At 61.5% G+C, this 26,398-nt stretch carries 21 protein-coding genes; 9 read left to right on the top strand and 12 right to left on the bottom strand.

From position 1 onward, the window contains the following. The first annotated feature begins 237 nt into the window (after positions 1–237). The gene (gene nudC / locus GNZ12_RS35815) at positions 238–1,182 is read left to right on the top strand and encodes an NAD(+) diphosphatase (RefSeq protein WP_172316699.1); all 945 of its coding nucleotides are present in this window, start codon (positions 238–240) and stop codon (positions 1,180–1,182) included. Positions 1,183–1,571: 389 nt separating this feature from the next. Here nudC and GNZ12_RS35820 read toward each other — a convergent pair whose 3' ends face one another. Both GNZ12_RS35820 and GNZ12_RS35825 read right to left on the bottom strand, forming a co-directional pair. Then, complete coding sequence (locus GNZ12_RS35820) at positions 1,572–2,060, bottom strand: NUDIX domain-containing protein (RefSeq protein ID WP_172316700.1); 489 nt, start codon at positions 2,058–2,060, stop codon at positions 1,572–1,574. A 205-nt stretch (positions 2,061–2,265) separates the two neighbouring features. Then, the gene (locus GNZ12_RS35825; protein ID WP_172316701.1) at positions 2,266–3,114 is read right to left on the bottom strand and encodes a LysR substrate-binding domain-containing protein; all 849 of its coding nucleotides are present in this window, start codon (positions 3,112–3,114) and stop codon (positions 2,266–2,268) included. A gap of 104 nt (positions 3,115–3,218) precedes the next feature. Between GNZ12_RS35825 and GNZ12_RS35830 the strand changes: the two genes are divergently transcribed. Beyond that, positions 3,219–3,866 (top strand): LysE family translocator, encoded by a 648-nt coding sequence (locus GNZ12_RS35830; RefSeq protein WP_172316702.1) that lies wholly within the window; start codon positions 3,219–3,221, stop codon positions 3,864–3,866. A 92-nt stretch (positions 3,867–3,958) separates the two neighbouring features. Here GNZ12_RS35830 and GNZ12_RS35835 read toward each other — a convergent pair whose 3' ends face one another. The 3 genes from GNZ12_RS35835 to GNZ12_RS35845 form a co-directional block, all read right to left on the bottom strand. Next, entirely contained in the window at positions 3,959–5,698 is a 1,740-nt protein-coding gene (locus GNZ12_RS35835; protein WP_172316703.1) for a tetratricopeptide repeat protein, read from the bottom strand. A gap of 22 nt (positions 5,699–5,720) precedes the next feature. Further along, the gene (locus GNZ12_RS35840; RefSeq protein WP_172316704.1) at positions 5,721–6,458 is read right to left on the bottom strand and encodes a BON domain-containing protein; all 738 of its coding nucleotides are present in this window, start codon (positions 6,456–6,458) and stop codon (positions 5,721–5,723) included. An 82-nt stretch (positions 6,459–6,540) separates the two neighbouring features. Continuing rightward, on the bottom strand, positions 6,541–7,026 hold the full coding sequence (locus GNZ12_RS35845; protein WP_172316705.1) for an aminoacyl-tRNA deacylase: 486 nt from the start codon (positions 7,024–7,026) through the stop codon (positions 6,541–6,543). Positions 7,027–7,404: 378 nt separating this feature from the next. Between GNZ12_RS35845 and GNZ12_RS35850 the strand changes: the two genes are divergently transcribed. The 3 genes from GNZ12_RS35850 (at position 7,405) to GNZ12_RS35860 (ending at position 10,718) form a co-directional block, all read left to right on the top strand. Beyond that, positions 7,405–8,325 (top strand): LysR substrate-binding domain-containing protein, encoded by a 921-nt coding sequence (locus GNZ12_RS35850; RefSeq protein ID WP_120305412.1) that lies wholly within the window; start codon positions 7,405–7,407, stop codon positions 8,323–8,325. Between the two features lie 89 nt (positions 8,326–8,414). Continuing rightward, positions 8,415–9,521 carry an agmatine deiminase gene (gene aguA / locus GNZ12_RS35855; RefSeq protein ID WP_172316706.1) on the top strand — a complete coding sequence of 369 codons (1,107 nt, stop codon included), beginning with the start codon at positions 8,415–8,417 and terminating at the stop codon, positions 9,519–9,521. A 102-nt stretch (positions 9,522–9,623) separates the two neighbouring features. Then, positions 9,624–10,718, top strand: a complete 1,095-nt coding sequence (locus GNZ12_RS35860) for a polyamine ABC transporter substrate-binding protein (RefSeq protein WP_172316707.1) — start codon at positions 9,624–9,626, stop codon at positions 10,716–10,718. 182 nt (positions 10,719–10,900) lie between these two features. Here GNZ12_RS35860 and GNZ12_RS35865 read toward each other — a convergent pair whose 3' ends face one another. After that, entirely contained in the window at positions 10,901–11,941 is a 1,041-nt protein-coding gene (locus tag GNZ12_RS35865; RefSeq protein WP_172316708.1) for an AraC family transcriptional regulator, read from the bottom strand. A 146-nt stretch (positions 11,942–12,087) separates the two neighbouring features. Between GNZ12_RS35865 and GNZ12_RS35870 the strand changes: the two genes are divergently transcribed. Genes GNZ12_RS35870 through GNZ12_RS35880 form a run of 3 tightly spaced genes read left to right on the top strand, consistent with a single transcriptional unit; the run spans position 12,088 to position 17,725 of the window. Further along, the gene (locus GNZ12_RS35870; protein ID WP_172316709.1) at positions 12,088–13,509 is read left to right on the top strand and encodes a coniferyl aldehyde dehydrogenase; all 1,422 of its coding nucleotides are present in this window, start codon (positions 12,088–12,090) and stop codon (positions 13,507–13,509) included. 48 nt (positions 13,510–13,557) lie between these two features. Then, positions 13,558–15,222, top strand: coding sequence for a GMC family oxidoreductase (locus tag GNZ12_RS35875; protein WP_172316710.1), 1,665 nt, complete (start codon positions 13,558–13,560; stop codon positions 15,220–15,222). Beyond that, the gene (locus GNZ12_RS35880; protein WP_172316711.1) at positions 15,209–17,725 is read left to right on the top strand and encodes a flavin-containing monooxygenase; all 2,517 of its coding nucleotides are present in this window, start codon (positions 15,209–15,211) and stop codon (positions 17,723–17,725) included. Before GNZ12_RS35875 ends, GNZ12_RS35880 begins: the two co-directional genes overlap by 14 nt. Positions 17,726–17,821: 96 nt before the next feature. Here the strand turns inward: GNZ12_RS35880 and GNZ12_RS35885 are convergent, their stop codons facing one another. The 6 genes from GNZ12_RS35885 to mhpA all read right to left on the bottom strand — a co-directional run bounded on the left by GNZ12_RS35885 (position 17,822) and on the right by mhpA (position 25,107). After that, positions 17,822–18,910 carry a porin gene (locus tag GNZ12_RS35885; RefSeq protein WP_172316712.1) on the bottom strand — a complete coding sequence of 363 codons (1,089 nt, stop codon included), beginning with the start codon at positions 18,908–18,910 and terminating at the stop codon, positions 17,822–17,824. A gap of 128 nt (positions 18,911–19,038) precedes the next feature. Further along, the gene (locus GNZ12_RS35890; RefSeq protein ID WP_172316713.1) at positions 19,039–20,388 is read right to left on the bottom strand and encodes an MFS transporter; all 1,350 of its coding nucleotides are present in this window, start codon (positions 20,386–20,388) and stop codon (positions 19,039–19,041) included. A gap of 57 nt (positions 20,389–20,445) precedes the next feature. Next, positions 20,446–21,198 carry an SDR family NAD(P)-dependent oxidoreductase gene (locus GNZ12_RS35895; RefSeq protein ID WP_172316714.1) on the bottom strand — a complete coding sequence of 251 codons (753 nt, stop codon included), beginning with the start codon at positions 21,196–21,198 and terminating at the stop codon, positions 20,446–20,448. A gap of 7 nt (positions 21,199–21,205) precedes the next feature. Then, positions 21,206–22,501: a histidinol dehydrogenase gene (hisD, locus tag GNZ12_RS35900; protein WP_172316715.1), complete on the bottom strand. Its 1,296-nt coding sequence runs from the start codon at positions 22,499–22,501 to the stop codon at positions 21,206–21,208. Positions 22,502–22,594: 93 nt separating this feature from the next. Beyond that, positions 22,595–23,443 carry an SMP-30/gluconolactonase/LRE family protein gene (locus GNZ12_RS35905; protein WP_172316716.1) on the bottom strand — a complete coding sequence of 283 codons (849 nt, stop codon included), beginning with the start codon at positions 23,441–23,443 and terminating at the stop codon, positions 22,595–22,597. Next, positions 23,440–25,107: a bifunctional 3-(3-hydroxy-phenyl)propionate/3-hydroxycinnamic acid hydroxylase MhpA gene (gene mhpA / locus GNZ12_RS35910; protein WP_172316717.1), complete on the bottom strand. Its 1,668-nt coding sequence runs from the start codon at positions 25,105–25,107 to the stop codon at positions 23,440–23,442. Before mhpA ends, GNZ12_RS35905 begins: the two co-directional genes overlap by 4 nt. 199 nt (positions 25,108–25,306) lie before the next feature. On the opposite strand from mhpA, the gene GNZ12_RS35915 reads away from it, so the two are divergent. Continuing rightward, positions 25,307–26,389, top strand: coding sequence for a LacI family DNA-binding transcriptional regulator (locus GNZ12_RS35915; RefSeq protein ID WP_172316718.1), 1,083 nt, complete (start codon positions 25,307–25,309; stop codon positions 26,387–26,389). Positions 26,390–26,398 lie beyond the last annotated feature (9 nt).

Consider the following 26,398-nt stretch of genomic DNA (forward strand, 5'->3'; position numbering starts at 1 on the left):
TCATGGCTCTGCTCCTGTTGAGGAACGAGGCGGCTTGCCTCGTACCTGACATGAAAACAGAGCTGGTTTCCTCCCGGGTACCACCAGAGCTCAGCCGGAGCCCCCTACCGCGCGAGCGGTTTCGTCCATTGGCCGCCTTGCGTCCTTGGTGTCGACGCCCACCGAACCCCGGCGAGCGACCGGACTGAACCCCGTGCCATACTTGCGAATCCCATCGCCCATATGTCAACGACCTTGATGACCGCCTTTTCCGCGTCCATCGGCTTTAACTTCAATCCGCTCGACCGCCGCTCCGACAAGCGGGACGACCACGCCTTCGTCGAGCATCTACGTAGCGACCCGGCCGCGCGCTTTCTCGTCTTCGACGGCGACGTCCCCTTGCTCAAGCGAGGCAGCGAGTATGACCCGTGGTTCGTCGCCAGCGAGACCGTTGCCTTTGGCCAGCCGCTTCATAGCGTCTTCCTCGGGGAGGATACCGACGGCGGCGGCCGCTTCGCGCTCGGCTTCGCGCTCAACCTTGCGCCAGAGGACCCATCGCCAGGCACCGGCTATGACCGCATCGACCTTCGCTCGCTCGCGTTGCAAGACCTCGTCGCTGCGGGAGCGCTCGGAATACTGGCCGAGGCGAAGTCGATGCTCGACTGGCATCGCCGCCACTCCTTCTGCGCAAACTGCGGCTCTGTAAGCCGCGTCACGACGGCCGGCTGGCAACGCATCTGCGATGTTTGCGGCGCACGCCATTTCCCGCGGGTGGATCCAGTCGTGATCATGCTGGTGATAGACGGCGAACGGTGTCTGCTCGGACGCCAGCGCCATTTCGCCCCTGGAATGTACTCGGCGCTTGCTGGTTTTGTTGAACCGGGCGAGACCACGGAAGACGCCGTGCGCCGCGAAGTGATGGAGGAGGCTCGCGTGAAGTGTGCACGGGTTGTCTACTTCGCGTCGCAGCCGTGGCCGTTTCCTTCATCGCTGATGATCGGCTGCTTTGCGCAGGCGAGCGATACCGACATCGTCGTCGATACGGACGAACTCGAAGACGCCCGCTGGTTCTCGCGCCAGGAGGTTGCGGCGATGCTCGCGGGAACGCATGCGGATGGTCTGTCGACGCCCAAGCCGTTCGCCATTGCCCATCATTTGCTCCAGGCGTACGTCGAGAAGGGTGGCTCGGTATTGCTCATCTGAGCGCCCCGCAAAAGGAGCGCTTGCAATTGCACAGGATCGCCTGGTGCGCGAGGCCAGAAGCTGGATCGCTCACTCAGGCGTAAGGCGTCGGTGGGGACCGATTCTCGCCGCCCCCTAGGCTTATTCCGTCGGCCCGATTCAAATGGTGCGCGACGACCCATTCATCTCAAGCTGGACTTCCGATTGTTGACCATCTTGGGCAATGCGTCGAACGTCTCAAACTGGCCGCCAATGACCCGCTGAAGGCGGCGCTCTCCCCATTGCTCACGATCCTCATCGCGTTGCCGGTGCTTTTCAGGCCCCTCTTTTCAACGCATACGGGCGGGGACCGACCGGCTGCTTTCCCGTCACCAGGATTCGTCGAGATGTCCCGAAAGGAAAAGGGCCAACTAACCGCGGAGATCTCTGCCGAGATACGCAGCGACCGCCTCTGTCAGCGCGAAGCCGTGCAATTCCTCCGGCGATGCCAGATGCGCGGCGACAATCTCACGATTATCAAGCCGCAGCTCGGGTACGCAATCAAGGTGCAGTTCAAAGAAATGCACCCGGTCTCTTCGCCCGTCCCAAATGCCGCAGGCGCTGCCCGCGGGGAGTAATGGGTACGACGAGAGGCCAATTTCCTCCTCCATTTCGCGCTGCGCCGCTGCATCAGGCGTCTCACCGGGCCGGACACTACCGCCTGGAAAATTCCACTCGGTCCGGTACGATGACTTCACAAGCAACAGGGCCCGCCCGACATAGATTGCTACTAGCGCGCCCTCATGGCGAGGCCGTCGAAGGGTCCACCAGGCGCGAGCGAGCTGGAATCCGAGGCGAAGCACCATGCGCCAGACAGAGTCGATAAGCATCGCCGGTCGCACTCGCTCAAGGCTCGGCATGAGGTCTCTCCTTTCCTTTCGTGGTCAGATGATCTTCCGGGTCGCCGCGTCGTGCGGCTTAGGTCATTCGGCGTCTGTCACACCACTGCCTGAAAACCGTAGTTTAGCCAGCGGCTGCTCTCGCACGGGATAGCCATTGTCAACAATTCAAGGGCGTATGTCGACCGGCCGTTCATGGCCGATATTCGCCCATTGAACGACCGGCTCAACCCCTCATTTCAGCCAGAATCTGTTCGGCGAGAAAATCACAGGGCGGTCGGCCGGACCGGGCACTGCGGGCAAGGACGACTTCGAGTTCATCCAGAGGCGGCAACCCTTCGTTCTGCGACAGCTGAACAAGGTGCCCCGGTACGCTGCATCTTGCGAGGGGCGCTATCGCGAGTCCTGCTTCGACCATGCTGATAAGGCCCAACAGACTCGGGCTTTCGTAGGACATCCGGTATTTGATATTTTCCCGCTGAAGCGCGCTGATGGCATAGGCGCGTGCCGTACTGCCATGAGCGAAAACGGCGAGTGGAAGCGGGCGCTCCTTCCACACTTTCCTGGTGGGCGACCCGGCCCACACCATCGGCTCGAACCGGACGAATTGGCCGGCGATGCCCTTCGTTTTCGTGATGCACGCCAGATCCAGTGTGTTGTCTTTGAGCAATGGAGCGAGTGCACTGCTGGGCAGGCCGATCACCCGAATTTCGACACGCGGATGAGCAACCGCGAACTTTCCCAGAACATGGGGCAGCAACGATGAAGCGTAGTCGTCAGGAACGCCGATGGTGACGCGGCCCTTCATCTCCGGGCGAACGACCGACGCCCATGCTTCCTCCCGCATCGCAAGCATTCGACGGCCATAGTCGAGGAGCGTCTTTCCCTCTGCGGTAATCGTCACGTTACGGGTGCTTCGCACAAAGAGCGGTTTTCCCAACGCTTCTTCAAGCGTCTTGATCTGCATGCTCACCGCCGACGGCGACCGATGCACGGACTCCGCACCTCGAACAAACGACCCTGTATCGGCGACCGCCACCACCATTTCAAGCACATCCAGATCGAGTTTTTTCACATTCGTCAGAAAATCTGAGTAATGGATTCAGTTTAATTCGTTTTACTCGCGTATGTATCGAACCGATACTGCTCACCATGATTACTTGAAGGGAGCCCGCGAAAATGCACGGCACGGCATCGATTTACGGATTTCTGGCGGTCGGCGGAATGCTTGCTGTGACACCGGGCCCGAACATGGTCTACGTGATGTCGCGCTCGATTGCGCAAGGACGCACGGCCGGGCTGATATCGCTCGCGGGCGTCATGCTCGGATACCTCTTTTACATGTTTGGTGCGGCGTTCGGCATCACGGCGTTTTTCCTGAGCGTGCCTTATGCAGGCAGCGTTCTGGGCGCAGGGGGCGCTGTGTACCTCTTCTATCTGGCGCGGCAGGCTGTGAAGCCTGGTGGCCGTTCTCCCCTGGAGGTTCGCGATCTGCCTCGCGAACAGCCTCGCCGGCTCTTCGCGATGGGCGCAACGACCAGTCTGTTGAATCCCAAGCTCGCGATGATCTTTCTGTCGCTCCTGCCGCAATTCATCAACTATCAGGACGGCAGCGTGCTCAGGCAATCGCTCGTGCTCGGTTCGTCGTTGATTGTCGCGTTCGCATCGGTCAATGGCTTCGTGGCCGTCTGCTCCGGCAGCATGGCAACGTTCCTCTCCAGCCGCCCGGGACTCCTGCTGGCTCAACGCTGGACGATGGGCGTTGTTCTGGCTGTCCTCGGCGCACACATGACGATCGATGCATTGAAGCTGGGGGGCCTCTATTGAGCTGCGTTTCAAAATCATGGAAGGCGCCGTAGCGGCCGTGGCTCCAGCCTTCCTGATCACGCCCGTAACGCACACGCAGTTTGCCCTGCGCTCTACGGCGCTTGCGTTGTGTCGAGAAGGCGGGCGGCTTCACGCCTCGCCTGCTCGGCCTCACGCGGCCGTTGGGTCTGACTGAAGAGCGTTTCCAGGTTGCCGAGTGTCCGTGCTTCATCCTGACGGTAGGCCACGGGATTATCTCGAGACAGGGTCCGGTAAAGGTCCAGCGAATTCCGGTAGGCGTCTTCCGCCTCGCGTGGCCGCCCGGTGTGACTGAAAAGGACACCTAGATTGTTCAGCGTCCGCGCTTCGTCCGACTGGTAGGTTGTCGGGTTGTCCCGGGCGAGCGCACGATAGATTTGCAACGCCTCCTGATAAGCCTGCTGCGCCTCCTTCGGCCGTTGCGTGGCACGATAGAGCGCGCCAAGATTGGTGAGCGTGCGCGCCACATCGGGCCGATAGACTGCCGGACTCTCCCGGGCAAGCTGCTGCCGGATCGTTAGCGCCTCCTTGTAGGCATGCTCTGCTTCCTGGTGTTGCTGCATGGCGCTATAGAGGTTCCCGAGATTGTTGAGCGTACGCGCGAGTGCCGGGCGATAGGCCGCGGGGTTGCCGCGCACAAGCGCCTGCTGGATGTTCAGCGCCTCGCGATACGCCTTCTCAGCATCGCTCGTGCGTTGTGTGGCATCGTACAGGATGCCGAGGTCGTTCAGCGTCGTCGCGATATCAGGCTTGTAGGTTGTGGGATCGCGATAGGCCAATGCACGATCGATACCCAGCGCTTCGCGGTAGGCATCCGCGGCCTCCTGCAGGCGCTGTGTATCGCGATACAGGACGCCGAGGTCGTCAAACGTTTCCGCCACAGCGGGGCCGTAGGCCACAGGGTTCTGTCGCGCCAGTGCCCAATGGATCTCCAGCGCCCGCAGATAGGCGGCCTCCGCTTCCTTGGGCCGTTGCAGCCCAACGTAGAGATCGCCAAGCTTGTCCAGCGTGCGTGCAATCTGGGGTTGGTAGGCGGCGGGCTTCTCCTGCGCAAGCACCTGATAACGCGACAGCAGCGCGTGGTAAATCGGTTCCGCGCGTTCTAACTCGCGCTGCGCTTGCAAAGTGTCGGCAAACGCCGTTGCAATGTCGGTGTCTTCCGGTTGCAACGCGTAGGCCTTCTCCAGATAAGGCAGTGCATTCTGTGGCGCGAAGCGCAGCAACTCGATTTCGCCAGCCTCATAACAACGCGCCGCGAACACCTGTGGGGTCCCCTGGTTTTCGGCAAGCAGCCTGGTGAGCAGTGTTGATGCCCCATCCAGATCGACGCGCTTGAGCGCGTCGTCTATCTGCGGTTCAAGAGGATCGGAACTTCGTACGATTGACGATCGGCGCAGCAGATCCTCGTAACGTACGGCCCATTTTCGGGCTTCGGCAACCGGGTCCGCGTCGGGCTGCGCCCTGATTTGCCCAGCAAGGTGTTCGATTAGCGGTTCGATATGGGTGAACGCGACATCGGTCTTGCGCCCGGCGCGGCCAGATTGCGCATACACGGCACCCAGCATGACGTTGGCCGCCCTCGCAAGCGAGACTATCTGCGCACTGGAGAGCCCGGCGCCCTTTACCGCGCGGCTCAACTCGGCAGTCATGCGGTTGAGAGCCCGGACGGGGATACCGCAATCGGCCTGTACCTTGAAGCCGTCTTTGACATCGACCTCGGAGAACGCCGGAGAACACGAACTCGCGTCCGCAGCCCGGCATCCCACGAACAGCACGGCCATCGCCACGCCCGACAGAATCTTGCGCGCACTCATGTCCCGCGGGCCCGCAGTCAGATCAGGCGCGCACCTGGATACGATTGACGACGCCCCCGATAGCATCCAGACACCAGGCGTCCTGCTCCGCCTGCCGTTTTTCGGCTTCGGTCGCCACCCAACCTGCTAGCGTGATCTTCTGGTTTTCCACGTTGATGGTGATCTGCTCGGCGCGCACGCGCAGATCGGTTTCCAGCACCAGGTGCAGGACCTCGGAAATTTCATCATCGCCGTCCGCTTCGGCGGGCACCAGCTCCAGCAGGTTCACCACGTCGCGGCAGCCGCCGACCCACCAGGCCGTCACACTCGCCAGGTGCCGGTGAGACAGGCTGATCACTTGCCCCGTCAAGGTCACCACACCGTCCTCGACCGTCACCTCGATGACGCCGCTGCCGTCGTTGCCCGCCTCGTCCATGGTGCCGCGCAGCACCTCGAGCTCGCCCTTGACGCGTGCACAGATCACGCAATTGCGGAAATCCACCGCCTGCGCCAGCCGTTCGCCGATATGTGTGCGCAACTCGCCATCAGCGACCGGCGGGTTGGCGGCGACACGTAGCTGGTCGACCAGAGGCTTGCCCTCGCTGTGTCGCTGGGTCAACCGAAGAAGGCGTTTCTTGGAGGTGACATCCGGTACCTCGCCTGCCACGGTCAAGGCACCGCCGTCGAAACTCATATGAATGGGATGATTGTGGAGCTTCAGGTGTGATTCGCGTTCGAAGGCGGCCATCACCTGCTTCAGGACCGTATCGCTGCGTTGCATGATCTGCCTCGCGCAAAGGTTGGGTGACGCAGCGCGCTTTTTGCCGCGCTGCGCACACCAGGCCGCACCAGGCGGGCACCGCTCACATTGGCATACCCTGCATACGACGGGCGAAGCGTGCCCGCTCGGCCCGGTCCATCAGATCCAGGAATTGATCCGTGCCCATGTGAATCAGCTCTTCATGATCGCCGGCTTCGAAATAAACGTCCGGCTGCAGGGCGAGGCTCTCGTCAAGATAGGTTTGCATGCCATAGGCCGTACAGACCGGCGGAAGCGCGCCCGCCTCGCAATCCTTGAACAACTCCCGCAGATCGGTCTCTTTGGCTAGCAGGAGATGGCGTCCGGTCTTCGCCCAAAGCTCGGACAGCCGCACGGCGTAGGTCGACGGCAGCACAGCCGCCACATAGCCGTGCTCGTCTTCAAACAGCACGGTCTTGGCAAGGCGATCGCCCGGAATGTGCGCTGCCGCCGCGGTTTCGACGCTGGAATGACTGTACGGATGATGCACAACTTCGTACTGCGAGCCCTTGCTGCGCAGGCAGTCCTGGAGCGTGGCTGACATTGACATGACGCACCTCCGCTGGAAGGAAGGAAACAGGAAACGACTTCGGAAAGTTCTTTAAGAATAGTTCGCTTTCGCTCGCGTGTGAAAAACATGCGGACGGCAGCGCCGTGACCGCGCAGGCGCGACAACGAACGGAACGATTACCCCGCATGGCACACGGGTCCATTTTCGCTAATACTGACCCCAGATCTCGACCAGCACGATGCCCCCCCGATACCGGGTCGCCAGTAACGATCGACTTACAATAGGACGGCAATCGTCGAGCCCGAACCGTCGCGGACAGTCCTCTACAAAGCGTGAGGCTGTCACTGAGCGACCGGCCACCGGTCGTAGCCAACCGCAATCCATCGCTGCCACAACGAATTCACCCGATACCCATCTATGCGGAAACTGCCTTCACTCAGCGCGCTTAGGGCCTTTGAGGCTGCTGCGCGACATCGTCATTTCGGCAGAGCCGCCGACGAACTGTGTGTGACGCATAGCGCCATCAGCCATCAGGTGCGCTCACTGGAAGCCGTGCTTAAAGTCACGCTGTTTGAAAAGCAAGGGCGGCAGGTTCACTTGACCGACGCCGGCCTGCGGTTGCTGCATTCGGTACAACAGGCACTCGACATGATGGCCGAAGCGTGCAGCGACGCCGCGCACCCGGGCATGCGCGGGTCATTGAAAATCTCCGCACCGGCCGAGCTGGCGCATCGCTTTTTCCCCCGAGTAATCGGCGAATTCTCCCAACGCTACCCAGGCCTCACCATCCATCTCCTGGTACACGACAGCGACTCGAACGAAATCAACCCGGCGGCGGACATCACGATCCTGTATTCAATGGGCGACACCGATTGGGCCCGCTACTGGGCTGTGCCATTTCGCGCCATTGAATTTTTCCCGGTATGCCATCCGAGTCTGCTCGAGGGCGAGGACAGCTTGCAAAGCCCGGCGGATCTCGTGCGCTTCTGCCTACTGCACGATGACCAGGACGGCAAGACCTGGGCGACGTGGCTCGGCACCCATGCCGCCGCCCTGCCCGCTCCGGCGCGCAATCTGCACTTCGCCCATTCCGGCATCGCCATCGAGGCGGCGCTGCAGAAGGTCGGCGTCTGCCTGGCGGATACGCTGACCGCAGGTGACGAGCTGAAAAGCGGCCGCCTGATCCGCCCATTCGCCGTCTCGGTTCCTTCACCCGGCAACTACTACCTGGTTGCCGAGCGGCGCAAACGGACCGAGGCCCGGCTCGCGGCGTTCATGCAGTTTGCCGGCCTCGCGCAGTATTTATGTGAAATCAATTCACCGATTCTAGAGAATTGATCATTAGTTCGCAAAAAAATCTCAGCCTACGATGGTGCCATTGATGCCGGCCTCCTGCCGGCACGCCTCCCAACCCCTGGAGTGGCTACATGGCACGTACTCTCACCACGCTTCCCCGCAACGACGGCTTTCGATGCCCCGGCGAATTCGAACCCAAGGCTGGCTGCTGGCTCGGCTGGCCTGAACGGCCCGACGTCTGGCGCAACGGTGGCAAGCCGACGCAGAAGGTATGGGTGGATATCGCTAGCGCGATTGCCGAGAGTGATCCTGTCACCATCTGTGCGTCGTCGCGCCAATACGCGAACGCCCGGGCCATGCTGCCGCCGCATATCCGCGTGCTCGAAATGACGGTGAACGACTCGTGGTTCCGCGACAGCGGCCCGGCCTGGTTGCTCAATGATCATGGCGAAGTCCGCGGTGTCGATTTCCCGTTCAATGCCTATGGCGGGTTGAATGGCGGCCTCTACTTTCCCTGGGACATGGACGACCAGATCGCCGGGAAGATTCTGGAAGCTGAGCGCGCCGGGCGCTACCGTGCGCCGATCATCGCCGAAATGGGCGGGATCCAATGCGACGGCGAAGGCACGGTGCTCACGACCGAACAATGTCTGCTCAATGTCAATCGCAATGCCCACCTGGGCAAGGAAGCCGTGACCCAGCACCTGCTCGATTACCTGGGGGCGCGCAAGGTCATCTGGTTGCCGCGCGGGTGCAAATTCGACGAGACCGACGGCCATATCGACGATCTGGCCTGCTTTGTTCGTCCCGGCGAAGTGGTGATGCAGTGGACAGAGGATTCCAGCGATCCTCAATACGAGATTTACCAGGAGGCCTACGCCATCCTGAGCAACACCACCGATGCAAAGGGGCGTCCGCTCAAAATCCACAAGATGCTGGCGCCGGAAGTACTCATCTGGACTGCAGAAGAAGCCGCCGGGCTCGATCATGGCGATGCGGCGATCGCGCGAGTGGCGGGCACCCGGATCTGTGCGTCATACATCAACTACTACGTCGGCAACAGCGTTGTGGTGGTGCCCGAGTTTGGCGACGTGAACGATCTCCCCGCGCAGCAATTGCTGGCCGAACTGTTCCCGCACCATCGGATCATCGGTATTCCCAATACTCGTGAAATTCTGCTTGGCGGCGGAAACATCGCCTGTATCACATCGCCACAGTACGCCGCGCAAACACGTTGAGCGGGGCGTACGCCGAACGGCTGGTGCGCGAGGCTGCAGCGCGCGCATTCAATCGACGGTCGGAAGGATTCAGCGATCAAGCCACGTCATTGGGAGAGAGCCATGAACAATACGCTATACAGAGCTATCGTTTGCTGCCTGCTCGGCACCAGCAGCATCGCCATGGGCGCAGGTCCGGTCCTCAGCGTTTACAACTGGTCCGACTACATCGGTGATAAAACAGTCGAACAGTTCGAGGCGGCAACGGGCATCAAGGTGAAGTACGACGTCTACGATAGCAACGACACCTTGCAAACCAAACTGCTTGCCGGCGGCACCGGTTACGACATCGTCGTGCCATCCTCGAATTTTCTGTCCAAACAGATCGACGCCGGCATCTATCAGAAGCTCGACAAGTCCAAGCTGCCTAACCTCGTCAATCTGGACAAGTCAATCATGGCGATGGTGCAAGGCGCTGACCCGGGCAGCCAGTACGCCATTCCATGGGCCTGGGTGACGATCGGTCTTGGCATGAACGTCGACACGGTGAAGGCTGCGCTCGGCAACGACGCCGAACTCGACAGCTGGAGCCTGCTGTTCGACCCCAAGAATCTGGCCAAGCTGAAGCAATGCGGTGTCTCGGTGCTCGACGAACCTACCGACGTGCTGCCCGAGGTGTTGCACTATCTGCACAAGGACCCGGGCAGCACGAATCCCGCAGACTACCAGGCCGCGTTCGAGGTACTCAAACAGATTCGCCCGTACATCACCCAATTCAACTCGTCCGGCTATATCAATGACCTGGCCAACAATGACGTCTGCCTCGCGTTGGGCTATTCCGGCGACGTGAACATCGCAAAGCATCGCGCGCTTGAAGCGCACAAAAGTTACGCGATCAGCTATGTCATCCCTAAGAGCGGGGCACCCGTCGGCTTCGACATGATGGCCATACCCAAGGATGCGTCCAATCCAGACGCCGCTCTCGCTTGGATCAATTTCATCGAGAACCCGGAAATCAACGCAGAGATTACCAACAAGGTTTTCTATCCGACCGCGAATCTGGCGGCGCGGAAATATGTCAAGCCAGAGTTTGCAAACGACCCGACGATCTACCCGCCCGAATCGGTGATGAAGACCTTGTTCCCGCTCAAGCCGTTGCCCGTTGAGATCCTCCGCCTGGAACACCGTCTCTGGGCCAAGCTGAAGTCGGGCATCTAGGTGGGTTCGCTTCTTTGGAATTGGCGCCCTCCGTTCCTCAAGCAGTCATGTCGAAGCGTCCCGCTGGCACATTGATGCCGATCGGTTCCGGAGGGTGTCTGCATTCCCGTTGCGCCCTGCTTCCCCGAAAGTAGGGCCGTGCGGGAAGGCATTTTCTACTTCATCAGCGCGTCTGGATCTGGCTACCTGTCCGACATCTTTCGAAGCCCCGCCTTGCGATACACCTGAGGCGCTACGCCGTACCACCGTTTGAATGCCTGCGAAAAAGTCGACGAATCGCTGAACCCCAGACGGGCGGCGATATCCGTCATGGTCAAACGATGGTCCTTCAAAAGACTTTCGGCGGCCGAACAGCGGGACTCCGCCAGCAGCGTTCTGAACGACGTCCCCTCCTCCTGCAAACGGCGTTTCAACGTACGCTCGCTCACGTTCAGTATTCTGGCCATGGCGGACAGATCGGGAAAGGAACTGCCTGACACCCCGAGGTACTGCCGCACGATCCCAGCCGTACTCGAGCGGGAGCGACGACGTTCAACCAGTTCGGCGCACATCTGTTCACACATTGATGCGGTGACTGGGTTCGCCTGCGGTAGCACCCGGCGTAGATAGGCACGATCGAATGCGAGACTGTTTGTCGCCGCGCCATAGTAGGGATTTGCGTCGAAGGCGCGATTCACCTCATCGGGGTCGGCCGCCTTGCGGTTTGGCTCTGCCCTGAATGTCACACGTGCAATTTTGAAGTCCGGCCCAGTAATCTCACGTAGCAATACCGCGGCGGCGGTCATGTCACGCTCAACGAAGAATCGTCGAAGACCGAGCTGAAAATCCGGCTCTCCAAAACTCAGGATGCCGAATGCTCCTTCTTCGTGATATGAAATCAGCGTGAATGCATAGGTCAGCGGGATAAAGCGGAGCGCGAGCGTCAATGCATCTTCCGTCGTCGCGCTGCTGAGGAGACCATATCCCCAGATTCCGTACGCCGATAGGTGATAGCGAAGCCCCATGCGGATACCCAATCCCCAGGAGTCGTCCGCCAAGTTGAGCAGATTGTTGGTGATCCGGAGCTCCTGCGCCGCAGTCAACTCGGCCTTGGGATCATCAAGTTGCCCGAGCGTCAGGTCGCTTCCCTTGAGAAGTTCTACCGCCGGGTAGCCCCGTTCGACTCCGTATTCAACCAGCAGGCGGCTGCTCGCCGAACCGCGCGAGAAATCCCAGAAGGTCATGAGTGGATACCCTTAACGCACGTTATTTGGCCCAAATACTAAAGTAGCTGTCCCGTTGCGCCATTGGTGGAATCCCACCCAAAGGTCAACATGTCCCTCAACGAAGCTGCCGATCGAGGTGGCTGAAGGGACCAAGGAGACCGACCGTGCTGGTAAGCCCCCCCACTCTGCTTGAAGAGCGCTTTGAGGCGCAGCGTCAGGCTTTCGCTCTGGAGCCGTGTCCGTCAGAGAAGATCCGGGTCGACCGCCTGAACCGCCTGCTCGCGATGATCGAGACTCAGGGCGCCGAGTTTGCTCGCCGTATCGACGCCGATTTCGGCGGAAGGTCATCGAACGAAACCCGGCTCGCCGAACTGTTCATCGTTCGCTCCGGCATCCGGCACGCACGCGCCCATCTTCGCGCGTGGATGCGTCCACAGCGTGTGTCCACGAGCCTGCATTTTCGCCCTGCCTACAATCGCCTCGTACGGCAGCCGCTTGGCGTGGTGGGCGTCGTGTCCCCCTGGAACTATCCGCTCCAACTGTCCCTGGGCCCGGCGCTCGCCGCACTAGCGGCGGGAAACCGCGTTCTGCTCAAGCCATCGGAGCTCACGCCCAACTTCACAGCTTTGCTTGATCAAGTAGTGCGCGCTTCCTTTTCACCGGACGAACTGAGTGTTGTCAACGGGGACGTTGACGTCGGCAAAGCATTCGTTGGGTTGCCCTTTGATCACCTCTTTTTCACTGGCTCGACCCAGGTAGGGCGGCATGTTGCCCAAGCCGCCGCAGCGAACCTCGCGCCGGTCACCCTGGAGCTGGGCGGAAAGTCACCGGCTATTCTCGACGCGTCTTGCCCTATCCGGACTGCAGCAAAAAGTATCGCCTTCGGCAAGCTCATGAATGCCGGGCAGACCTGTATCGCACCGGATTACCTTCTCGTGCCGAAAGGTCGGGCCAACGACGTTGCACACGAACTCGAAACGGCGATCAAGCGACTGTACCCGGCCCTTATCGCCAACCCGGATTACACGTCAATCATCAGCGTGAGACATCGTGAACGCCTGGCGGAGATGGTGCAGGAGGCACGGGATAGCGGCGCGCGGATCGTGACAGTCAACCCATCCGGCGAAGTGTTCGATGAGCACACCCGTAAGTTTCCACCCACCTTGGTGATCGGCGCAGCGCCCAACACTCGCCTGATGCGCGAGGAGATTTTTGGTCCGCTACTTCCGATCGTCGAGTACGACGGTCTCGACCACGCAATCGCCATGGTGAATCAGCGGGACAGACCGCTTGCGCTCTACTGGTTCGGTCTTGATGCCGCACGCAGGGATCGCGTACTGACCGAAACGGTTTCTGGCGGGGTGACGGTCAACGACTGCCTGTGGCATCTCGCGCAGGAGGCGCAGCCGTTCGGCGGCGTGGGCCCGAGCGGCACCGGCGCATACCACGGCGAATGGGGATTTCGAACGTTCAGCAAGGAGAAACCTGTTTTCTATCAGGCCCGGCTCAACGGCACCGCGCTGTTTCATCCGCCTTATGGAAAGACGTTCGAACTCATGCTTGGCCTGCTCAAGCGAATCACCTGAAGGCACTCGCCCGCGCGCGGCGAAGAACCAGTACATGAGGAGACAACAATGAGTGACCTTTTCGATTTCGTCGTGGTTGGTGGCGGGTCCGGCGGTAGTGTCGTCGCGGGCCGGCTAACGGAAGATCCGGCGGTGACGGTCTGCGTACTGGAAGCGGGAGGCAACGGTGCAAGCCCGCTTGTCAACATTCCCACCGGGGCAGTTGCCATGTTGCCGACCCGACTCAACAACTGGGCATTCGAAACCGTGCCGCAGCCCGAGCTCGCCGGACGGAAAGGTTACCAACCGCGTGGCAAGGCCCTCGGCGGGTCATCGGCGATCAACGCAATGGTGTATGTCCGCGGACATCGCTGGGACTATGACCACTGGGCCTCGCTAGGGAACGAAGGTTGGTCCTATGACGATGTCCTTCCGTACTTCATTCGGAGCGAACATAACGAGCGCATCGACAACGCGTGGCATGGCCGCGCAGGACCGCTGTGGGTCAGCGACTTACGCACAGACAATCCATTTCACGCCCGCTATCTCGACGCCGCCCGTCAGACGGGACTGCCCGTCACGGACGACTTCAACGGCCCGGAACAGGAAGGCGTAGGCATTTATCAGGTGACCCAGAAGCACGGCGAACGTTGGAGCGCGGCCCGCGCTTACCTGATTCCTCACATCGGACGCCGCGACAACCTGTCGGTCGAGACCCACGCGCACGTGCTACGCATTGTTTTCGACGGTACTCGTGCTGTGGGGGTCGAAGTTCTGCAGGCAGGCAAGACCCGCTTGATCCGGGCTCGCAGGGAAGTCATCCTCGCGGCCGGTGCGTTTCAGACACCGCAATTACTGATGCTCTCCGGCGTCGGCGATCTGCACGAACTCGGCCAGTTGGGCATCCCGGTCGTACAGCATCTGCCGGGGGTTGGAAAAAATCTGCAGGACCATCCCGACTTTATTTTCGGCTATCAAACCCAAAGCATCGACACGATGGGCATTTCGATCCGGGGCAGCGCCCGCATGCTGTCCGAAATCAGACGCTTTCGAAGTGCGAGACGGGGTGCACTAACGTCCAACTTTGCGGAAGGGGGTGCGTTTCTCAAGACTCGCCAGGAACTGGACAAGCCCGACGTACAGCTTCACTTTGTCGTAGCGATGGTCGACGACCATGCACGCAAACTTCATGCTGGTCACGGATTCTCCTGCCATGTTTGCCTGTTGCGCCCACGAAGCCGGGGCAGCGTGCGTCTCCAGAGCAGGGATTCTCGCGATTCACCCCTCATCGATCCGGCATTCTTCGAGGACGCTCGTGACCTCGACGACATGGTTGACGCGTTCAAACTGACGCGCTGGCTGATGAACGCCCCGGCGCTCGCCGAATGGATCAAGCGTGATGTATTCACCGCGAATGTACGAACGGACGAAGAAGTACGCGCCGTTCTTCGACAGCGGACCGATACCGTTTATCACCCGGTCGGAACCTGCCGTATGGGTGTCGATAGTCACGCCGTAGTGGATCCCCAGCTTCGCGTACGCGGCTTGCAGTCCCTGCGCATCGTCGATGCATCGATTATGCCAACCCTCATCGGTGGCAACACCAATGCGCCGACCATCATGATCGCTGAAAAAGCAGTCGACATGATCCGCGGCGTGCGTAGCGAATTACCCCACACCGAAAAAATCGCAGATATCAGCGCTGTAAAGGAGACTGTTCATGCGCACGCCTGACTCAATTGACCGCCCACAGGCTGCGGCACCGCTTTCAGCCATCATCGTCGGCACGGGCTTCGGCGGTATCGGCATGGGCGTCGCGCTGCGTAAAAATGGCGTGGAAGACTTTGTCATTCTGGAGAAGGCGTCTGATGTTGGCGGGGTCTGGCGGGACAACAGCTATCCAGGCGCTGCATGCGACGTCCCCTCTCATCTGTATTCGTTTTCGTTTGAGCCGAATCCAGACTGGTCGCGCGCCTTTGCGCCGCAAGCAGAGATCCATGGATACCTTCGGCACTGCGCCCGAAAATACGATCTACTGCGCCATATCCGTTTTGGTTCGGAGGTCAGACAGGCCCGCTACGATGATTCACGCAGCGTGTGGGTGGTGACCCTGACGGATGGCGCTTCGCTGGAAGCGTCGCTGTTTATCAGCGCGACCGGGCAATTGAGCCGCCCGGCGTTGCCTCGCATTCCGGGCATGCAAGATTTCCAGGGTCGCGCCTTTCATTCCACGACGTGGGATCACGATTACGATCTCCGGGGAAAACGCGTTGCAGTGATCGGCACGGGCGCTTCCGCCATTCAGTTTGTTCCGGTTATCGCTAAAGAGGTTAGCGAGTTGAAGCTCTTTCAACGCTCGCCCGCCTACATCTTGCCGCGACCGGACCGCGCCTACGCCAGATGGGAAAAATTTCTGTTCCGCCACGTGCCATGGACCGCGAAGCTGCACCGCGCGGCCATTTACATCCGCTATGAATCAAGGGCCGTTGCTTTTACCCGGTTCAAGGCATTGATGAAACTGGCCGTGGGTGTTCCCTTTCGTCGCATGCTGTCGAAGCAGGTCCGTGACCCTGCGCTTCGTGCCCGACTTGTTCCGGACTATCCAATTGGATGTAAGCGTGTACTGCTCTCCACCGACTACCTGTCGACGATGGATAGGGAGAACGTTGAGGTGGTCACTGGAGGCATTCGCCGCATCACGTCGAGTGGCGTTGAGACGACCGACGGCAACACCTACGCCGTCGACGCAATCATTTATGGAACCGGGTTCGCGGCGACCGAATTTCTCTCGCCGATGCGAGTCTTCGGTCGTGCGGGCACTGAACTCAATTCGGCTTGGCGGCAGGGCGCGCAAGCTTATTTAGGCCTGACCGTCCCTGGCTTCCCCAACTTCTTTATGCTGTACGGCCCGAACACGAATCTCGGACACAACTCAATCGTCTTCATGCTCGAAAGCCAGATCGCGCACGTCATGCGTTGTCTCAAGTTAATCAAGCGAACGCGATCGACGAGCATCGAAGTGAACGAGGACCGCTATCGACGCTACAACGCCGGTGTTCAGCAACGTCTCGCTGGCAGCGTGTGGAACGGGTGCAAGAGTTGGTACGTCGACGCAACGGGACATAACAGCACGAATTGGCCCGGATTCACGGTTTCGTACCGCTGGCTGACACGGCGCTCAGGGCTGCACGCTTACAGCCTGGCCAGCAGCGTGGGGCCATCACTGGGAATAGCGTCTGCCACTTCAATTGCTGAGCCACGGGGCATGGTGGAGCGATGTCAGGCAGCATTGCTGCGCGGCGTCCTGCGAACGTGTTTTCGTCCGTTGATCGGCCCACCCTTTAATGCGACGACTCAGCGCCGGGTCGTCGCGGTGCTGTCCCAGCTTATGCCAGGCAGGCGCGGCGCTATGCGCTACCGCGCCCATGCAGGAAATGTATCCGTTGAAATTGTTGCGCCAAAAATTGGAGAAACAGGCGGCGCGATACTTTATCTGCACGGTGGCGCGTTCTGCCTGGGAGGACCGGCCACACACCGCAGCATCACCACGCACCTTGCGTTTGGCAGCGGAATGTCAGTATGGGTGCCCCAATACCGTCTGGCTCCAGAACATCCGTATCCAGCGGCATTGGAAGATGCGCTCACCTGCTACCGGGAACTATTGAATCAAGGCTACGGACCGGACAAGATCATTATCGCTGGGGATTCTGCAGGGGGTGCGCTCGCGCTTTCGCTGGCCATCGCGCTACGCGATCGCGAAGCGCGCATGCCGGCAGGGCTACTACTCATCTCCCCGGTCACGGATCCGGCGCTCGCGGGCGAAACATTGCAGACCCATGCGCGCCTGGATCCCATGATTCGCCGTAGCTGGCTGGAACAGGGGTTGCGATGGTACGCCCTGCCGGCGGAAGCGGGCTCGGCCGGGCCACTGCGACAGGACCTTCAGGGGCTGCCCCCGATGCTGATCCAGGTGGGCTCTCAAGAAGTGTTGCTGTCCGACGCGGTGCGCCTGGCCGAGCATGCGGCGCACGGGGGCGTATCCTGCCGGCTGGAGATTCACGCTGCTCGCTGGCATGTCTTTCACCTGCAGTCCTTCTACCTGAAATCGGCTGTCAGGGCATTACTAACGCTGGCGGATTTCGCCCGAGCGCAGGTGTCGACTGTTCGTGCCGCAGAGCACAGGCCGGTCACGAAACCATCGCAGCAGGAAGACGTGATGGAGGTCGCCATCGAATGAAACTGGCTGACTGAATGCCAGCACAATCGTCGCGCGCGGCGACTATCAGCCCGGGCAGACGCCCAGGCTGATACGGTTGAGCGCCGATCTTCCGGATTAAAACGTCGTCGTCATCCCAACCCGCCCTAGCACCTGATTGCCGGTCGACGATGGTGCAGTAAGGCCATTAATCCATGCTCCGACGGGACCATTGCCGCCGATCGCGTGCTGATAGATGCCTTCGGCATACACGCTCGTCCGTTTGGACAGCCAGTACATCAGCGTCGCCGCCACTTCGTGCGCCTTGTTATCCGACAGTTGCGCATTCCCCTTCATGTACTGATAGTCCGCACCGAACGACCAGGCCGGCGCGAAACGCCAGTTCGCACCGACCTGCACCACGTTGACCTCGCCGCCGGTCAGCGTATTCCGGGTGTTCGTGTACAGCAGGTTCGTGAGCACGGCGTTGAAGTCGTAGCGCACGCCGACGCCCCAGTTCCGGATACCATCGTGGCCGTTGTTGAACTGCGCATAGTTGATGTCGGTGTACGCCGCCGCGATACCAAACGGGCCGTGCTTGTACTCCATCGACGCGCTGACTGTGCTATCGGCCGAAAACGACCCCGCCACGCCACCGAACCCATACATCGCGCCGAACGAAAAACCTTGATAGTCGATCGACTTGTACTTCACCGAACTCGGAATGCGCGACGAGCCGCCCACGCGGTCGAAGTCCCATGAGCCCGTCGGATTGTTCGGGATGTTCAGCGCGGCGAACGGGCCTTCGCGAAAGTTGTAAAAGCCGCCGGAGTAATACGCGCCGTCGTAAGTCAGCAACGTGTCGGTCATGAAGTCGTACTGCGTGCCCAGAGTCAGCTTGCCGAACCGGTCGCTGTCAAGGCCGACCAGCGCGGTGCGGTTGAACAGCGCGCCCGCCGTCGGAATGGTCGAGCCGGTGGCCAGTGCGTACTGATTCACCAGTTCGAAAACCGCCTTGACGCCACCGCCGAGATCTTCCTGGCCGCGAAATCCCAACATGTTCGGATAGAAGTTACCGTCGTCGAAAAAGGTCTTGCTGTGACCCCCTGAATTGTTCACATAGCTAATGCCCGCATCCATCAAGCCATAGATCGTGACGTTGCTTTGCGCAAATACAGGACTACATAGTAAACAGGCTACAGGGGCAAGTAGAAAATTGGTTTTCATACAGAGTCTCCAAACCGGATGTCAATCGTTGCTGATATAGTTTTTTTGCGGCGACACGCGAGGCGAAAGACTGACGTGCCTCGCGTCACCATTTACGGTCGGCGCGCTTGCGCGCGCTTAGCCGCGCGTCAATGCGCGATAACGCCCTTCACGAATTGCGCATCGCCGGGATGCGTGCGTCGCATCAGCAGCATCACGACCGCAGCCAGCACGACCGGCACGCTGACGAAGAGATAGGTCTGTGCGACGCCCAGGCCGCTCGCCACCAGCGCCCCGACGACGACGGGCCCCGTCGCCCCGCCCAGGCGCCCGGCGGCCAACCCATAGCCGACGCCGGTCGAACGGATCGCGGTCGGATAGCCCATCGCCGCGATCGCAATCAGGCCGGCCGTTGCGCCGCCGACAAAGAGCCCCGTCAATCCTGAGAACAACGACACGAGTCCGGTATGCGGGGCCGCTGCGCCGGTGCAGCCAACCACAGCCGCACCGCACACGAAGACAAGCGCAAGGAAGCGATGCGTGCCGAGTCGCTCCATCAACTTGCCGGCCGCCGCCACGCCGATCATGCCGCCGACGTTGTTCCATGCCATGACGATCGATGCATCGGCAACCGACATCCCCGCCGACTTCAGCAGCGTGCTGGTCCACGCGAGCACTGCAATCAACGCGAGGAAATTGAGGAAAAATGCGATCCAGAGCAGCGCGGTGAACGACGCACGCCCTTCCCTGAACAGATGGCGCATCGGCAAACCTTTGGTCTCGTGCTCATGCGTCACATAGCGCACCGCCTCCGACGTGCCACCGCTGACCGTTACGCCAAGACGCGCCAGGATCCGCGACACACGTTTTTCCGGCGCGCCCGTCAGAATCAGAAAGCGCACCGACTCGGGAATCAGCAGCACGACGACGAGCGCCGCGACGATTGGCACCACGCCGCTCAGATAGAACATCGACTTCCATCCGTACGCCGGAATCAGCGCACTCCCCGCGAACCCCGCAATCACGCCGCCCGCCGGAATGGCCGCCCACAGTAATGACGCGACGCGTGCCCGCAGACGCTGCGACACGTACTCAGTGGTGAGGCTGACGAAACACGGTGCCGCGCCGCCGAGCCCAAGGCCGGTGACGACGCGCAACAGCAGCAACGAATGGAAGCTCGATGCCTGCACGGTAGCGAGCGAGGCGAAGCCGAATAGCAGCGTGCACAGCACCAGAATCGACTTGCGGCCGACGTGGTCCGCGAGCGGCCCGAAAGCCAGCGCGCCGATCATGAAACCGAATTCGGAACCCGCGAACACGGGGCCCAGTTGCGTCGGCAATAACTGGAGATCGGCGGCGAGCAACGGCGCGCTGAGCCCCATGGTTTGAATGTTCGCGCCGTCCATCAGCGCAATGACGAAACACACGGCAAACACGAGTAATTGAAACGCGCCGAACGGGCGCGCATCGATGAGGTCATCGACGAGCACGGTCTTCATGAAACGTCTCCTGATTTGTTGTGGTGCGCTTGCGGGAAGTGAGTCTGGAAGAACAGATCAGCGCAGTGGGCGGCCTCCATCGACCGGCAGCGCCACGCCGGTGGTGAAGCGCAACAGCGTGGCGGCGGCGATCACGGCCTCGGCGACTTCGTCGGGTGTCGCGAGCCGTCCTAGCACGGTTGCCGCGGCCTGCTCGTCGCGCCAGCGTGAATCGAGCGAGCGCACGAACTCCGTATCGATCAAACCCGGTGACACCGACAGCACGCGAATGTGCGGGCCAAGCGCGCGCGCGAGCGACGCGGTCAGGTTGTCGAGCGCCGCCTTCGACGCGCAATACATGACATTGCTGCCCATCGCGGTCCTCGCCGCGATCGACGAAATGTTCACGACGAGGCCGTCACGGTGTGCGGCGAGCCATGGCCGGAATGCCCGGATCGCGGCGAACGGGCCTCGCACATTGGTCGCGAGGATGTCGTCGATCAGCGAGTCGGTGAGTCCGTCGAGATCGTCGTGCGGCACGAACTGGGTCGTGCCCGCGCAATTCACCAGGATGTCGACGCGCCCCGACCTTGCGGCAATCAGTCCTGCCGCCTCGTTGAGCGCGGCCGGATCCGTGACGGGCAGGTGCACGGCGAAATGGCCGCTGCCGGGCAATTCGCTAGCGAGCGACGCGGCGGCATCCTGAGAACGGTGATAGCCGAGCGCAACGGTCGCACCCTGCGCGGCGAGCGCGCGGCAGATCGCGGAACCGAGGCCGCCTGCGGCCCCGGTCACCACCGCAACCTTTCCTGTGAGGAGCGGAGTGTTCATGCCGTTCTCACACTTGCGCGTCCGCGTGCTTGCCGTAACGGCGCACGCGCAGATCGGCCTGCTCCTTGTGGCCCGCGAAGCCTTCGAGAGCACACAGGCGCGAGCAGTATTCGCCCACCAGCGCGGACGCCTCGTCGGTCAGCACGCGCTGATAGGTGCAGGTCTTGATGAACTTGCCGACCCACAAACCACCCGTGAAGCGCGCGGACTTCATCGTCGGCAGCGTGTGGTTGGTGCCGATCACCTTATCGCCGTAGGACACGTTGGTGCGTGCGCCGAGGAACAGCGCGCCGTAGTTGGTCATGTTCTTCAGGAAGTAATCGGGATCGACGGTCAGCACCTGCACGTGCTCGGACGCGATGCGGTCTGCTTCGGCGACCATCTCGTCGACCGTATCGCACAGGATGATTTCGCCGTAGTCCTGCCACGCGACGCGCGCGACGGCGGCGGTCGGCAGCGTTTCGAGCTGGCGTTCGATCTCGGCGGGCAGCGCCTCAGCCAGCGCGGCCGACGTCGTCAGCAGGATCGCGGGCGAATTGACGCCGTGTTCGGCCTGGCCGAGCAGATCGGTCGCGGCCATCTCGGCGTCGCAGCTTTCGTCGGCGATGATCAGCGTTTCGGTCGGCCCCGCGAGCAGGTCGATGCCGATCTTGCCGAACAGTTGCCGCTTCGCTTCCGCGACGTACGCGTTGCCCGGTCCGACAATCATGTCGACCGCGCCGATCTGGTCCGTGCCGAGCGCCATCGCGGCGACTGCCTGCACACCGCCCACGCAGTAGATTTCGTCGGCGCCGGCCATATGCATCGCGGCAACGATCGCCGGATTCGGCCGGCCGTCGAACGGCGGCGCTACCGCCACGACACGCTTCACGCCCGCAACCTTCGCGGTCAGCACGCTCATATGCGCCGACGCGACGAGCGGATACTTGCCGCCCGGCACATAGCAGCCAACCGAGTTCACCGGCAGGTTCTTATGGCCGAGTACGACGCCGGGCAGCGTCTCCACTTCGACGTCGCGCAACGCCGATTTCTGAATTTCCGCAAAACGCCGCACCTGGGTTTGCGCGAAGCGGATATCGTCCAACTCGGCGGCCGACAGTTGGGCGACGCATGCGGCAATCTCCGCATCGGAGAGACGGAAAGAGGCCGGCGACCATTTGTCGAAACGCTCGGAATACTCGCGCACCGCCGCATCGCCGCGCGCCGCGATATCCGCGATGATCTGCTCGACGGTGGCGCGCACCTGGGTCGCGATTTCCGCTTTTGCCTCGATGGGCTTGCTGGCTTTCAGATGCTTGATCATGATGAATCTCCTTGAAAAAATAAAAAAGCGTCCCCAGCGCCGCGGTGAAGCGGCGTCTGCCGATTGAAAAAGAGAGGAGTTAGCTGGGTTGTGTCAGGGGATGCCGGCCCCTGCGAACGGTGCGTCGAGGCACTTGATCGTGCCTTCGCCGCGAGTTAGGGTCGTGCCGTTGTCGATCAACTCGGAAGTGCCGATAAAGAGCGTGCGGCGCTCGGGGCCGCCGAGCACGCACGACACTGTGCGCTCATGCTCGAAGTCGAGCCGGTGCGTGACGTTGCCATCGCGGCCGATGCGGTGAAACGCCTGGTTCCACAGCAACGCAACCCACAGACCGCCATCGGCATCGAGACACATGCCGTCGGGCCGTCCTTCGAGCTGCGCATGAATTCGTCGATTGGACAGCGCGCCGTCAGGGCTGAGATCGAATGCCGTGATCGCGCTGGCGAACGTCTCGGCCAGATACAAAGTGCGGCCGTCTGGCGTGATCGCCAGTCCGTTAGGAAACCGAACATTTTCGGCCGCACGTCGAACCCCTTCCTCCGGTGACCACGAGAACAACGTGCCGGGCCGTTCGCGGCCGCCGGCGGCAAGATTGAAGCCGGTATCGCCGATCCATGCGCGACCGTGTGCATCGACGATCATGTCGTTCAGCAAGCCGCTCGTGTGCATCGACAGGTCAGCGGCCAGTTCGGTGCGGCCGTCGATCACCCACCATAGCTTGCGATCGAGCGCGCCCGCCACCAGCAGCCGCCCGTCCGGGAAAAAGTCCATGCCCGACGGCCTGCCTTCGAGCGGCGTGACGATCTCCGCCGCGCCCGTACCCGGCTTTACGCGCATGACGCGAAAATTGTGGCAGTCCGAAAAATACAGGTAGCCGTCGTGCCAACGCGGCGCTTCGGGCCACGACAGGCCACCGGCAACAAGTGAAGGGATCGCATTCATCGCGCGGCTCCCAATGCGCCCGGAGCGCAACGAAGCGACGACTGTAAGACATGCGCTGACGTGGCCGCGCTGCCCGAATCGGTCGCGTACAGGCCGTGGCGCAATGAATCGACGAGCGCCGGCAGGCTGTCGAGCGTGCCCGCGCCGAACACGTAGAAGTCCGGTCGTACGATCATGACGTCGATGCCGTGCGCCGCGAAATAGCGCGCATATTCGCCGTCGATATCGATCGCATCGGCATGCGGGTCCCCCGGCGCGCCGACATGCACGATGCGTGTGCCGAGCGTATCGAGCCACGCCAGTTGCGTGTCGCTAAGCGACTCGCGCGGATTAGCAACGGTACTGAGCAACACGTAGCCGTAGCCCGGAAACAGATCGTCGAACAGCGCGCTGCGGCCATCCTTTTCGATACGAGCCTGCAGGCCCAGTTGACCCGCGAGCGGAACGATCGTGCCGTTCGCGTCGCGCCCCAGCACCCCTTCGTTCAGGCGCGGAAAATCCGGCATCGGCGGACGCCAGCCGGCGCGGAATCTGGCATCGCGCGCTTCGGCTTCAACCGGATCTAGCGTGCACGGAATCTTGCCGCTTTCGATCGAAATGATGGTCCAGTCGTACACGTGGGCATAACGTTCCTGCTGATAGGTATCGAGCAGCGCATCGGATGAGAGCCCACGCATCACGTGATCGATCTTCCATGCGAGATTCACCGCGTCGCGCATGCCCGAGCACATGCCCTGCCCCTGGAACGGCGGCATCGTATGTGCCGCGTCGCCAGCGAGAAAAACCCGCTTGTCGCGCCATTGCCGGGCGATGCGCGCTTCGAACGTGTAGACGATCTGCCGCACGATCTCCACGTCGTCCTGCGAGACACCCTGCTCCGCAAGCAGCTTCCATGCGGCTTCAGGCTGCTCCAGCTGCTCACGCGTCTCGCCCGGCATCATCGCCCACTCCCAGCGACGATGCCGCTTGCCAAGCGGCAGCACCGTCACCGGCCGCGCCGGATCGCAGATCTGTCCGCAATCGAAGTCCAGCGTGAAATCGCGCTTCTTACGCGCATCCACATCGAGCCACTTTTCGTTGAAACCGAGGTCATCGCGCTCGATGCCAAGCCAGCGCCGCACCACGCTGTTCGCGCCGTCGGCGCCGATCAGCCACGCGCCTTCGATCGCCTCGGATTCCTGCGTGCGCACCGGTATGTGATGACCCGCTTGCAGTTCCGTCTTGTACAGCACGCTGCGCACCGACGACTCGTGCTGCTCGAATTCGGCTGCTTCCCAGCCGCGATACAACGTCACCCGCGGATCGTTCTTGATCTGCGCAAACAGCGCGTCTTCGAGCAATGGCTGATATTGCATGTAGTCGGAGTTGTAGCCCGACACGGCCTTCGCACCCCAATCGAATTCGAGCAGCGTTTCGCCACTGCGGTTCTTCCACACGTATTCCACGGCCGGATAGGCGTCCGCCAGCACGGGCGCGGCGGCGTCGAGCGACTGCAGGATGCGCACGATTTCGTGATCGATGTGGCCGGCCCGCGGCATGCCGTACAAGCCCGCATGCCGCTCGACGACTGCCACGCTTCTGCCCCGCCGTGCCAGCGAGGCCGCCAGCGTCAACCCGACCGGCCCCATGCCGATCACCACGACGTCAAAGATCTTTCTGTTCATGTTGTCTCCGTCCAGTGTCCGCTCGTCGATGCACGCGCCACCGCTCTGAAATCCAGTCAACCAGCACGTTGCATTCGTATGCAATGGAATGCATACTAGCAGCGATAATATATTTTTCAACACAAAAAATGTGTTGAAGCCAAAGTCCAGGGTTTATCCCTGGTCGGCCGGCGAGCAGATGAAGCGATGGAGGAACGCAATGACAGACAGCAGACACACCCGGATCCGCAGCACCGCACGCGACGTCGCGCAAGCGCTCGGCATCTCGCAATCGACCGTGTCGCGGGCCTTCACCGAAGACGCCAGCGTCTCGCCGCAGACCCGCGCCGCGATCCTGCGCATGGCGGGGTCGATGGGTTACAAGCCGAACGCGCTCGCGCGCAGCCTGATCACGAATCGCAGCAAGATTGTCGGACTGGTGTCGGGCAGCGGCGGCAATCCGTTTTATGCCGATGCGCTGCAGCGTTTTTCGCAACACCTGCAGCAGCAGGGTTATCAGACCCTGCTGTTCACAGCGCCTGCCGGGCACGATGTCGACGCGCTATTGCCGGTGGTGTTGCAGTATCAGGTGGACGCGGTGATCGTGCTGTCCGCGCCGCTATCGGCCGCGATGGCCGAAGCCTGCGAGCGCGCGAATACGCCGGTGATTCTGTTCAACCGCGCGCTGTCGGGGGCCAAGGCGCACACGGTTGCGTGCGACAACGTGGGCGGCGCGGCGCTCGTTGCGGACTGGTTTGCGGCGCTCGATTGCCGCCGGCCCACCTTCGTTGCAGGACGTGACGATACGTCCACCAATCGCGAGCGCTTGCAAGGTTTTACGTCACGGCTGCGCGAGCGCGGCATGCCGTTATGGCGCGTCGTGGCCGGCGGCGATTTCACCTACGAGGCAGGGTATCGCGCCATGCAGACGCTGCTGGCCACGCCCGGCGATGCACCCGATGCGATCTTCTTCGCGAACGACATCATGGCGTTGGGCGGTATCGATGCATTGAAGCTCGATCAGGAGACTGCGGCGGCAGGCCTGCACCGTAGGCCAGCGATCGTCGGTTTCGACGGCATTGCGATGGGCGGCTGGGCGTCTTACCAACTGAGCACGATTGTTCAGCCGCTCGAAGAAATGGTCGCGGCCGCGGTGCGCATCGTCACCGATCCGCCGCCGGAAGGTCAACTGGTGGAGGCTAAATTACCCGGGAAGGTGCTGGTCCGCGCAAGCGCACCCGCAGCGGCACCTGCACGGCCATCGGTGTCACCAGAACAATCCGCGCGGGCCGCCGTTCTATAGTCATCCTTA

Source organism: Paraburkholderia solitsugae (genome assembly GCF_013177695.1).
Lineage (GTDB): Bacteria > Pseudomonadota > Gammaproteobacteria > Burkholderiales > Burkholderiaceae > Paraburkholderia > Paraburkholderia solitsugae.